Raw genomic sequence first — 11590 nt, 5'->3', positions numbered from 1 at the left:
ATCGACAGCCATGTCAGACGAGCGGCTGCGTCCCGAAGATACCAACATTCAGCCGGAGAAAGTTATGGCGTCAGTAAATGTGGCGAATGCCCGCAAGAGCTACGGTCACTTCGAAGTTCTGCATGGAGTGGATATTGATATCCAAGACGGCGAATTCGTGATCCTGGTCGGTCCGTCCGGGTGCGGGAAGTCGACATTGTTGCGGATGATCGCCGGCCTCGAAGAGATTTCAGCCGGCCGGATATCGATCGGCAGCAAGGTCGTGAACAATGTCGCGCCAAAAGAACGCGATATCGCGATGGTTTTCCAATCCTACGCGCTCTACCCCCATCTGACAGTCGAGGCGAATATGGGTTTTTCGCTGAAGCTGGCGAAAGCCCCAAAGGAACAGACCAGGCAACGTGTTCGGGAGGCCGCTGAAATTCTGGGGCTCGGGCATCTGCTCGACAGATATCCGAAAAACCTGTCGGGTGGCCAACGTCAACGTGTGGCGATGGGCCGTGCCATCGTTAGAAATCCGCAGGTCTTCCTGTTTGACGAACCATTGTCGAACCTGGACGCGAAGCTGCGTGTGCAGATGCGTTCGGAAATCAAGCAACTGCACCAGCGACTGAAGACAACGACCATTTACGTCACCCACGATCAGATCGAGGCCATGACGATGGCCGATCGGATTGTTGTGATGCGGGACGGCTTCGTCGAGCAGATAGGCTCGCCACTCGATCTCTACGACCGGCCGGCAAACCTCTTCGTCGCGGGCTTCATCGGTTCGCCGGCGATGAACCTTATTCGAGGCCAGGTCAGCACTTCAGGGCCGCTAGAGTTGATCGCGGACGGCGGAGGTAGGCTGCCACTGCCCGAAGCAGCGTCATTGGAACGCGGTGCACAGCTTATCTACGGCATTCGCCCTGAACATCTCACAATCGGACAAGGTCCCGTTGCCGCTGAGGTCGTTCTCGTCGAGCCCACCGGTGCTGAGATCCAGGTCACCACGAAGTTTGGTGAGGATCATCTCGTTGCGACGGTAAGAGAGCGCCTTGATCTCCGCGCCGGCGACCAGATCGTCATTAGCCCAGACCTCAGCAAACTGCATCTGTTCGACGCAAAAACCGAACAACGGTTAAAGTCTGTCTAACGTGACTATTTTCTCGGACTGGCGGAACGCGGAGGTCAAACTGATGACAGGTCGGAGAGTTCGCCAACGCTGGCCAATGGTTCGTTGAAAGTCAGCGTTCAAGGCCGGCGGCGGCGATTATCTCCGCCGCAGTCGGGAAGATGCCAAGACTGTTCGGCCCGTCCAGCGCCTCGATTTGCGACCAGGCGATGGTGCCGTTCGCATTGACCAGGAAGTGCCCGACGAGCTGGGTAGCGTGGTTCGCGAAGATCGCCATATCGGCTTCATCAAGCTCGAAGTGGTCCTTGGCGTTGAGTATAGTATTGGCTTCCATGGGCTGTAGCAATTCCGGCAACTCGCCCGTGGGGTTGATGCGCGCCGCCTGGAACTGCGCCATCGTCGCGCTATAAGGCCATTCGGGCTGCTTGCTGCTCCCATCGGGCAGGAACTCAGCATGGGGCACACCATAGGCCCGATGTGTGTGGCAGTCGGGATCGCATAGCAGCGTTACTGGCGTCGGACGGTGGCGGAAATACAGGCGAGCGCGTTCTACCGGTGTGTTGATAACGGCCACGGTCTCCACTCCGGCGGCGCGGAGGGTGGGCTGTATGCCAGCAAGCTGTTCGACCTGGCGCCGGCAGAACGGGCAGTGCAGCCCGCGAAAGAACCCGATCACGAACGGGCGACCGCTCAAATCGGCGAAAGAGACGGTTCCGTCGAAGTTGGCCGTGGCGAGTGCGAAGGCGGGGGCGGTTTCTCCTGGTTGCAGCGGGCGTTTCTGGTCTTCCATGGAATAGTTCCTTTGTCGTATCGTCCAGGTAGACGACCGAAATTTAACTATATCACTTGTCGCAAGAAGGCCCAGCGTTCGATGTTGAGATCGCCGAATCTGGTCGGAATGCCATTTGCCGCTCTGACCGGCGTCGAAGCTGACCCTTCATTGAACCGCCTGACGTCGTCGAGAGCTTGCCGGTATCGATCACCGCTCCTATCTTATTTAGAACAGACTGATGGAGCAACGAGATGGCGGAGCTTGTAGCTGACACTCTATTCGACACGACGATCGAGATCATTCCTCCGGAAGACACAAAAGAGCAGCCGGATAGTCGTGCTTGCCTTTGCTGCAAGCGGCGGCGTCGGTGGATGGACGACGATGGGTGCGGCATCTGTGAGGAGTGCCTGGCCTCGTGATCGATACAAGAAGGGCACAACGCGATGGTCATCCGCAGCGCCGGACTTCTCATCTACCGGCGCATTTCCAAGGACCACGAAGTCCTTCTCGTCCATCCGGGCGGTCCTTTCTGGGCTAGGAAAGATGAGGCTGCATGGTCGATCCCGAAGGGGCTGATCGAGACCGGCGAAGACGAGCTCGCGGCCGCAATCAGGGAGACTGCCGAGGAGCTGGGTGTCGCAGTCGATGGCAGGTTCACACCGTTGGGCGAATACCGACAACCCGGCGGTAAGATAGTCGTCGCGTGGTCGATCGAAGCCGATCCGGTACTGGACGTGAATGCGATACAGAGTTCCGTATTTCAAATGGAATGGCCGCCGCGGTCAGGCCGGATAAAGAGCTTTCCGGAGGTTGATCGTGCGGGGTGGTTTTCCCTGCCCGACGCAGCCATAAAGCTCTTGAAAGGACAGCGACCAATGCTTACCGGCCTCCTGACACATCTGGAACAATCGGGCCGAAGTTATTGATTGAGCCGTCCCAGCTGGCTGCACTATGCGTCAGGTGCGCGGCAGCCATGAGTTGCTTCTTAAGACAACCATCCTATCTGACAGTCACCGCCATATGACTGAAATCGAGAAATTGGAGCTGCGATCCGCCTTGGGCACGCGCGAGGAGACAATCATGAACGGCATTTCCAAAACCCTGAGCGACATGACGCTTGTCGAACGCTCAAGCCTGCTCGACACCGTCGCCGACGCCTTGGAAGCAACGGCCGAGGAGGCGGAAGGTGAGGGCGACGCCCGCTTCGTCGCCAACTCCATCTGCGTCGCCAATACGATCCGTGGACTATCCGGCGATCTCACGCCGCGCGATCTGCAGGCAGCCGAGTTGCTTCTTGAGCAGGGCATCATGCTCGTTCACCAGTTCTCGAACCGGGCGAAAACGAACGGAGTGGTCCACTAGCCGTGAGCGGCCCTGTCAGCAATCCGCTCTGTCGGTGTGGACGGCGGCTGATGGGTTGAGATAAAGCCGCTAATCCGCGCCGGAGATAACGGATGCTGCCGGCCCTTGGTGAGAACGAGCGGTCTCAAACGCGGCAGACCGTTGGGAGCCGGGAGACTAGCAGACACGCCAGGAAGGCTTTATTTCTCATGGATTGCCGGTTCAACGCGCTGCCGTATCGAATAGCCGATATAGCAGGGTTCACCTTTGTTCGGTCAGAAGCGTGATGCAGCCTAGTCGCACAGGACTTGCCGTCTGCTTGATGGTGGCCGCCGCTTTTTTAAATAGTTTCGACGCAGTCATTGTGCGTTTGCTGGCCGGTGACGTGCATCCATTGATGATCGGCTTTTTCCGGTCGTTTTTTGGACTTCTGATCGTCACGCCCTGGATCGTGTCACGGGTGGACCTGAAATCCTCTCCCTATCGTGTTCTGCATGTCGTGCGTGCGGGTCTGAAGCTTGCCTCACTGGTTGCTTTGTTCGTTGCCTTTGCGCACGCGCCACTCGCCGATGCGACGGCGATCAATTTCACCATGCCGATGTTTCTCGTTCTCGGTGCTTGGCTGGTGCTCAAGGAGCATGTCGGCATCTCCAGCGTGGCCGGTATTGTCGCAGGTTTTATCGGCGTCATGATCATCATTCGCCCTGGAGCGTCCGGTTTCGACCAATGGCTGCTTTTTGCGCTGGCAGGAGCGGTCTTGACGGCGGCCAGCCAATTGATGCTGCGGCGGATGGCGTTGAGGGATAGTGCCGACCGGCTGGTTGCATGGAATCTGATAGCGACGGTGCCGCTTGGCCTGATCATCATGCTGCCGGTCTGGTCAATGCCGACCTGGAACCAACTCGGACTGCTTGCCCTGCAAGGGGCACTCGGCGCACTCAACATGACGCTGATCACGCGCGCCTTCGGTATGGCGGCCGCAAGCGTTCTGGCACCGCTCGACTTTCTCCGACTGCCCATCGTGGCCCTTATGGCCTTCTCATTTTTCTCGGAAGTTCCGGCCGCACAGACTTGGATCGGCGCGGCGGTGATCATCGGCGCGGCCATTATCGGAACCCGCGGCATGACATGGCGACGCAAGCCGCCGGTTGACAAGCCCTGATCATTTTTGGGGTTCACAAAAATTTTAGATGCACTAATATTTCAGTTCTAGCGACTGGTCGTCGAGCTGTGCCTGTTGCCGGAGGGGTATCACAGGCAGCACAGACGAAGACGAAACCGGACATCACGACCCCCATGGGGTTCACTCGGGAGGAGTGCATGAAGAGTTTCATCGGCAAACGCGCGATCGCCAGTGGCGTATCGCTCGTGGTGCTTATCGTCATCGTGTTCTTCCTGTCCCGGCTGACGGGCGATCCGACCGACCTCTATCTGCCGATCGATGCGACCACCGAAATGCGCCAGCAATTCCGTGAGATGAACGGTTTCAACGATCCGTTGATCATCCAGTTCGGTCGTTATGTCTCGGATCTTGCCCAAGGCAATTTCGGTCAGTCACTGCGACAGGCCCGTCCGGCCATGGATGTCGTGCTGGAGGCCTTCGTCTGGACCTTCTGGCTGGCTGTCATCACCATGGCGCTGGTCACGGTCGCCGCGATCGTCATCGGTTCGCTCGCGGCGTTTCGCGTCGGCGGCGTCTTCGACCGTCTCGCCACTTTCTTCTCGCTGATCGGCGCTGCGGCGCCGGATTTCTGGCTGGCCATTGTGGCGATCGTCATTTTCGCCGTCAAACTGCATGTCCTGCCGACATCGGGAACGGGAACTTTCTGGCACTGGGTCCTGCCGGTCAGCGTGCTGTTCATCCGGCCTTTCGGCCTGATTCTTCAGGTGGTCCGCGGCTCGATGATCAGCGTTCTGTCTTCCGCCTATGTGAAGACGGCCCGCGCCAAGGGGGTCCGCTCGAACTCAATCATCTTCATTCACGGACTGCGCAACGCCATGCTGCCGGTGATCACAGTTATCGGCGACCAGGCGGCCGCCATCCTGAACGGTGCAGTCGTCGTCGAGACGGTGTTTGGCTTTCCGGGCATCGGCAAGCTGATGATCGATTCCATTTTGCTTCGCGATTTCGCCGTCGTGCTGGCCGTCATCATGGTCTCGGCACTGGCGATCTTCATCATGAACCTGTTGATCGACATCGCCTATGCGCTGCTCGATCCGCGCATCCGGTATTGAGCGATGACGATGGCCGACACACAAATCCTCGCCGAGAAAAAACCAAGCGGCCCGATTGGGCGTTGGCTGACGATGCTGTGGGCGGACAAGCTCGCTTTTTTTGCGGCTCTGTTCCTCTTGATCGTTCTGCTCTGTGCGCTGTTTGGCCCGTTCCTGCTGGAGGCCATCGCCACCAAGCAGAACCTGCGGGGCCGGAACGCGCCGCCATTCGATATCACCCGCGGGATGCTTTATGTCCTCGGCGCCGATGCGCTGGGCAGGCCACTTCTTGCCCGCGTCATCGTGGCGGCGCAAAATACCATCCTGGTTGCCGCGGCAGCCGTACTGGCATCATCTGTCGTCGGTACGGCGCTCGGTCTGGTGGCAGGTTATAGCCGCTCCTCCGCGGCTCAATGGATCATGCGCCTCGGCGACGTTATCATGTCCTTTCCGTCGCTGCTTCTGGCGGTGATCGTGCTCTACATGCTCGAGCCCTCGGTCACCAACATCGTCCTCGTCCTGGCGATCACCCGCATTCCCATCTATCTGCGCACCACGCGCGCCGAAGTGCTGGAAGTGCGCGAGCGGATGTTCGTGCAGGCGGCGAAGGTCATGGGAGCATCGTATTGGCGCATTGTCTTCCATCACATCCTGCCGGTGATCTTCCCAACGCTGGTGACCATCGCGACGCTGGATTTCGCTTTCGTCATGCTGGCGGAGTCCTCCCTGTCATTCCTGGGCATCGGCATTCAGGCGCCGGAGATCACTTGGGGTCTCATGGTTGCTCAAGGACGACCCTATCTCACCAATGCCTGGTGGCTATCCTTCTGGCCGGGCCTTGCAATCATCCTGACGACGCTGTCGCTGAACCTTCTGTCGAATTGGCTGCGCATCGCGCTCGATCCGACGCAACGCTGGCGCCTTGAAATGAGGGGCAGGAAAAATGGCTGATCATCTTTTGGAAGTGCGTGACCTCTCGGTCGAATTCCACACCGCCAGCGGGACCGTCAAGGCGGTGCAGGATGTCAGCTGGCATCTCGATCGCGGCGAGACGCTGGCGATCCTTGGGGAAAGCGGTTCAGGCAAATCCGTGTCGGCCTCGGCGGTCATGAATCTGATCGACATGCCGCCCGGTAAGATCACCAGCGGCGCCATTCTCCTCAACGGGCGCGACATGCTGAAAATGACGCCCGAGGAGCGGCGCTCGATCAACGGCCCCAAGATCGCCATGATCTTTCAGGACCCGCTCGCCCACCTCAATCCGGTCTATCCGGTCGGCTGGCAAATCACCGAGATGATGACGACACATGGCCAGTCGGCGGAGCGCGCCGGCGCGAGGGCACTCGAATTGATCGGGCGCGTCGGCATAACCGATGCGCAGGCGGCGATGCGAAAATATCCGTTCCAGTTCTCCGGCGGACAGCGGCAGCGCCTGATGATCGCCATGGCAATCGCCTGCAAGCCCGATATCCTGATCGCGGATGAACCCACCACCGCGCTTGATGTGACGGTGCAGGCGCAGGTGCTGGAACTTCTGCAGGAGTTGCAGCAGGAAACCGGCATGGGCCTGTTGCTGATCACTCACGATTTGGGCGTCGTTGCCGAGATCGCCGACCGGGTCGTGGTGATGAATTCCGGCTGCGTGGTCGAAACCGGCAACGCGGCCGAAGTCTATCGCAACCCGCAGAACGCCTATACGAAGAAGCTGATTGCTGCCGCACCGGGGAAGGGCGCGATGGCGCAGGAGCGCGACCGGCAGGGCGAACCGCTGCTGCGCGCCATAGGCTTGAAAAAGAGTTTCGGCGCATTCCAGGCGCTGAAGGGCGTGGACTTCGTCATCATGCCCGGCGAGACGGTTGCCGTTGTCGGCGAGAGCGGTTCCGGCAAGTCAACCCTTGCCCGGGCGATCGTTCGCCTCGATGATCCGCAGGAGGGCCAGGTTCTCTACCGCGGCAACGATCTGCTTGCGATGACCCCGAGGGAAATATTCCGGCTGCGTCGCGATTTGCAGATGGTCTTTCAGGACCCGACCCAGTCACTGAACCCGCGGATGAGCGTATTCCGGTTGATTTCCGAAGCCTGGGTCATTCACCCGGATATCCTGCCGAAAGCGAGATGGAAGGAAAGAGTGGCCGAGCTGCTGGTCAAGGTTGGCCTGAAACCGGATATGGCCGACCGGTATCCACATCAGTTTTCCGGCGGCCAGCGCCAGCGCATCGCGATTGCCCGGGCGCTGGCGATGGAGCCAAAACTGATCATCTGCGACGAGGCGGTTTCGGCGCTCGACGTGTCGATCCAGGCCCAGGTGATCGCCTTGCTTGAGGGCCTGCGTCGCGAATTCGGCCTTTCCTACCTCTTCATCGCACACGACCTGCCGGTGGTTCGCGATTTCGCCGATCGCGTCATCGTCATGAAGGCCGGCGAGATTGTCGAGGAGGGGCCGGTGGAACAGATCTTCAACGCGCCATCCCACCCCTACACTCAGGCGCTTCTTGCCGCGAGCCTCGATCCTGATCCGGAGATCCAGGCCACCCGACGCGCCGCCCGCCAACGACAGGAAGGACTCGTTTCCGCATGAAGCCCGATGTTATCGTCGCCTATCCGCTCCGGCCCCATCAGATGGCGATGCTGGAGGAAACCTACACGCTGCACCGGCTCGATCTTGTCAAAGGCGAAGAGCGGGAAGCTCTCTTGCAGCAAGCCGGCCCGGTCTCTTCCGCACTGGTCTGCAACGGCCATGTGACGATCGACGAAGCCCTGCTTTCGAAATTGCCGGCATTAAAGCTCGCCGCCTGTTCCTCGGCTGGCTACGACCAAATGGACGTCGAGGCGATGACACGGCGCGGCATCAAGCTCACCAACACATCCGAGGTGCTGTGCGACGACGTTGCCGACATGGCACTGCTTCTGATGCTGGCGGCACGCCGGCGCCTGCCGGAAGGCGATCGCTATGTGCGCTCCGGCGATTGGGGGCAGAAGGGCATGATGCCGCTGACGACATCGACGTCGGGCAAGAAGGCCGGGATCGTCGGCCTCGGCCGCATCGGGATGGCCATTGCCGGGCGATGCGAAGCTGTCGGGCTGACGGTCGGCTATTACGGCAGGACGAAGAAAGCCGGCAACGATTTTGCCTATTTCGACACGCCGGTAAAACTGGCGGACTGGGCCGATATCCTGATCGTCGCGACGCCTGGCGGCCCCGCGACCGAAGGATTGATTTCGGCGGACGTGCTGAATGCGCTCGGACCGACCGGCAGCTTCATCAACATTGCCCGCGGCACCGTGGTCGACGAGCCGGCCTTGATCAAAGCCTTGCAGGAAAGGCGGATCGCCTCGGCCGGCATCGATGTCTACCTCAACGAACCCAATCCCGATCCGCGCTTCGCAGCGCTCGACAACGTTGTGCTCTATCCCCACCATGCCAGCGGTACCGAGGAAACGCGCGACAGGATGGCGCAATTGACGGTCGACAACCTTGCAGCCTTCTTCGCAGGCAGGCCGCTGCTGACGCCGGTCAATTGACTCCGGCAAAACCCGCGGCGGGGCGGATCAGACGAAGTAGTCCGGGAACTCCTTCCGCAGGTCTTCCACTTTTGCGACGGTGCGGCTGAGATGCTCACGGATCGCGTCGACGGCACCCTGTTCGTCGCGAGCGGCAATCGCATCGATGATGGCGTGATGCCCATCGAGAATGCTGACGATCTTGCCCTTCTCGGGCAGATGCAGGCGACGAATACGCTCGAGATGGCCGGAGCGCTCGCGTATCAATTGGTGGAGGCTGCTGCGCTTGGCGCCTGCGAACAATGTCTGGTGAAAGAGCTCGTCGAGCTCCTGGAAGATCGCGATCTGATCGGCGTCGTCGGCGACTGCCGCCTGCATCTTGATGATCGACCGGGCGCGGGTAATGACGCTCGGATCCGGATCCGGATCGGTTGCGAGGCGGCGGCAAACCTCCGTTTCCAGTGCAACGCGGAGGAAATGCGCCTCGTAAATCTGCAGGACGTCGATCCTGGTCACCACAGTGCGGGACTGCGGATAAATGCGAACCAGACCCTCCTGTTTGAGAAGCTGCAATGCGTCACGGATGGGAGTCTGGCTGACTTCATAAGTCTCGGTGAGCTCGGTGCGCGACAGCGTGGTGTCCGGCGGCAACTGAATGGTGATGATGCGCTTTCGCAAATCATCATAGACCCGCTGGACGGTACTGCCGGCAACGACCGGGAAGCCGGGCGCGGTCAGGCCGAATGTAGAGGCGAACTGGGAATTCATGTGAGGCGTCCTTTTCGACTCCATTCATAGCTTTGCACGACCTAATGCACAAGAACGCAAACTTTCCATTGATATATATGTCAAACTAAAATATCAGTTGGTGCAAACGCTGAAATAAGCAAGCGAAAAGGTGGGAGAAGGCCGTGACCGCGAGGAAAACCTACGAGCAATTGCGGTCCGCCCGATGGATGCTGCCGGACGATCAGCGCTCGTTCGGCCACCGGTCGCGGACCATGCAGATGGGTTACGCGCCGGAGGATTGGCAGGGAAAGCCGATCATTGCCGTGATCAACACCTGGTCCGATGCGCAGCCGTGCCACATGCATTTCCGTGAACGCGCCGAATGGGTGAAGCGGGGAATTCTTCAGTCGGGCGGGTTCCCCATGGAACTGCCCGCTCTTTCCCTTTCCGAAAACTTCGTCAAGCCGACGACGATGCTCTATCGCAATATGCTGGCGATGGAGACCGAGGAACTGTTGCGGAGCCATCCGGTCGATGGCGCCGTTCTGATGGGTGGCTGCGACAAGACGACACCAGGCCTTGTCATGGGCGCAGTCAGCATGGGCATTCCCTTCATTTATCTGCCGGCCGGCCCGATGCTTCGCGGTAACTATGCCGGCAAGACGCTGGGCTCCGGTACCGACGGCTTCAAATATTGGGACGAGCGCCGCGCCGGCACGATCACCCAGGAGGAGTGGCAGGGCATCGAAGGCGGAATCGCCCGCAGTTACGGCCATTGCATGACCATGGGCACGGCATCGACGATGACGGCGATCGCCGAGGCTATGGGATTGACGCTGCCGGGCGCATCCTCGATCCCCGCAGCCGATGCCAACCACCAGCGCATGTCGGCGGCCTGCGGCCGCCGCATCGTCGATATGGTGTGGGAGGATCTGACGCCGGACCAGATCATCACGCCCGCGGCCGTCGACAATGCGGTCACCGTCGCCATGGCGACCGGCTGCTCCACCAATGCCATCATTCACCTGATCGCCATGGCGCGGCGCGCCGGCGTCCCGTTGGAGCTCGATGATCTCGATCGCATCGGTCGCACGACGCCGGTTCTCGCCAACATCCGGCCTTCCGGTTCGACCTACCTGATGGAGGATTTCTTTTATGCGGGTGGCCTGCGCGCTCTGATGAAGCAGCTCGGCGACAAGCTGGATCCCACCGCGATCACCGTGACGGGCAAACCCTTGGTGGATGGTCTGGACCAAGTGAAGATCTACAATGACGACGTTATCCGGCCATTGTCGAACCCGGTCTATCACGAAGGTTCGCTGGCCGTGCTCAAGGGGAACCTGTGTCCCGACGGCGCGGTCATCAAACCGGCGGCCTGCGACCCGAAATTCCATCGCCATTGCGGCCCGGCGCTGGTCGCCGACAGCTATGCGGAGATGAAGAAGATCATCGATGATCCAGACTATCCGCTGACGCCGGACACCGTTCTCGTTCTCCGCAATGCCGGCCCCCAGGGCGGACCGGGCATGCCGGAATGGGGCATGATCCCGATGCCGAAAGCGCTGTTGAAGCTCGGCCTGCGCGACATGGTGCGTATCTCGGACGCCCGCATGTCCGGAACCAGTTTCGGTGCCTGCGTGCTGCATGTTGCACCGGAATCTTATGTTGGCGGGCCTTTGGCGCTGCTGAAAACGGGGGACATGGTCGAGCTTGATATTCCGGCACGCAGCCTCAATATGCTGGTTTCCGAAGAAGAGATCACAGCGCGGCGGGCCGCCTGGGTGGCGCCGACGCGGCATTACGAGCGCGGCTACGGGTTCATGTTCTCCGGCCATATCGAGCAGGCCGACAAAGGCTGCGACTTTGATTTCCTGACCACGCAATTCGGTGGCAAGACGCCGGAACCGGCTATCAACTGA

At 60.1% G+C, this 11590-nt stretch carries 11 protein-coding genes; 9 read left to right on the top strand and 2 right to left on the bottom strand.

The genetic code is table 11. The features are described from left to right. Positions 1 to 64 precede the first annotated feature (64 nt). The gene (locus RlegSU303_RS25345; RefSeq protein WP_017956468.1) at positions 65 to 1135 is read left to right on the top strand and encodes an ABC transporter ATP-binding protein; all 1071 of its coding nucleotides are present in this window, start codon (positions 65 to 67) and stop codon (positions 1133 to 1135) included. Between the two features lie 91 nt (positions 1136 to 1226). Here RlegSU303_RS25345 and RlegSU303_RS25340 read toward each other — a convergent pair whose 3' ends face one another. After that, positions 1227 to 1904 (bottom strand): peroxiredoxin-like family protein, encoded by a 678-nt coding sequence (locus RlegSU303_RS25340; RefSeq protein ID WP_017956469.1) that lies wholly within the window; start codon positions 1902 to 1904, stop codon positions 1227 to 1229. Between the two features lie 425 nt (positions 1905 to 2329). Here RlegSU303_RS25340 and RlegSU303_RS25335 point away from each other — a divergent pair, with 425 nt between their 5' ends. The 7 genes from RlegSU303_RS25335 to RlegSU303_RS25305 all read left to right on the top strand — a co-directional run bounded on the left by RlegSU303_RS25335 (position 2330) and on the right by RlegSU303_RS25305 (position 8963). Next, positions 2330 to 2812: an NUDIX domain-containing protein gene (locus tag RlegSU303_RS25335; RefSeq protein ID WP_017956471.1), complete on the top strand. Its 483-nt coding sequence runs from the start codon at positions 2330 to 2332 to the stop codon at positions 2810 to 2812. Between the two features lie 154 nt (positions 2813 to 2966). Beyond that, on the top strand, positions 2967 to 3248 hold the full coding sequence (locus RlegSU303_RS25330; protein ID WP_026158177.1) for a hypothetical protein: 282 nt from the start codon (positions 2967 to 2969) through the stop codon (positions 3246 to 3248). Between the two features lie 265 nt (positions 3249 to 3513). Then, a complete protein-coding gene (locus RlegSU303_RS25325; RefSeq protein WP_131718438.1) occupies positions 3514 to 4389 on the top strand; it encodes a DMT family transporter in 876 nt (291 codons plus the stop codon). A gap of 158 nt (positions 4390 to 4547) precedes the next feature. Then, a complete protein-coding gene (locus tag RlegSU303_RS25320) occupies positions 4548 to 5462 on the top strand; it encodes an ABC transporter permease (protein WP_003550760.1) in 915 nt (304 codons plus the stop codon). A gap of 3 nt (positions 5463 to 5465) precedes the next feature. Beyond that, on the top strand, positions 5466 to 6392 hold the full coding sequence (locus tag RlegSU303_RS25315) for an ABC transporter permease (RefSeq protein ID WP_017956475.1): 927 nt from the start codon (positions 5466 to 5468) through the stop codon (positions 6390 to 6392). Further along, positions 6385 to 8019 carry an ABC transporter ATP-binding protein gene (locus RlegSU303_RS25310; protein WP_131718439.1) on the top strand — a complete coding sequence of 545 codons (1635 nt, stop codon included), beginning with the start codon at positions 6385 to 6387 and terminating at the stop codon, positions 8017 to 8019. The genes RlegSU303_RS25315 and RlegSU303_RS25310 overlap by 8 nt, the downstream gene beginning before the upstream one ends. After that, positions 8016 to 8963, top strand: coding sequence for a 2-hydroxyacid dehydrogenase (locus RlegSU303_RS25305; RefSeq protein ID WP_017956477.1), 948 nt, complete (start codon positions 8016 to 8018; stop codon positions 8961 to 8963). The genes RlegSU303_RS25310 and RlegSU303_RS25305 overlap by 4 nt, the downstream gene beginning before the upstream one ends. Before the next feature lie 27 nt (positions 8964 to 8990). Here the strand turns inward: RlegSU303_RS25305 and RlegSU303_RS25300 are convergent, their stop codons facing one another. Then, entirely contained in the window at positions 8991 to 9710 is a 720-nt protein-coding gene (locus RlegSU303_RS25300) for a GntR family transcriptional regulator (RefSeq protein WP_017956478.1), read from the bottom strand. A 143-nt stretch (positions 9711 to 9853) separates the two neighbouring features. Between RlegSU303_RS25300 and araD the strand changes: the two genes are divergently transcribed. Then, positions 9854 to 11590, top strand: coding sequence for an L-arabinonate dehydratase (gene araD / locus RlegSU303_RS25295; protein WP_017956479.1), 1737 nt, complete (start codon positions 9854 to 9856; stop codon positions 11588 to 11590).

It is taken from the genome of Rhizobium sp. SU303 (assembly GCF_021052345.1).
In the GTDB taxonomy this organism is placed as follows: Bacteria; Pseudomonadota; Alphaproteobacteria; order Rhizobiales; family Rhizobiaceae; genus Rhizobium; species Rhizobium laguerreae.
The sequence above is the reverse complement of the archived record's forward strand: the minus strand, read 5'-3'. Positions and strand labels throughout refer to the sequence as shown.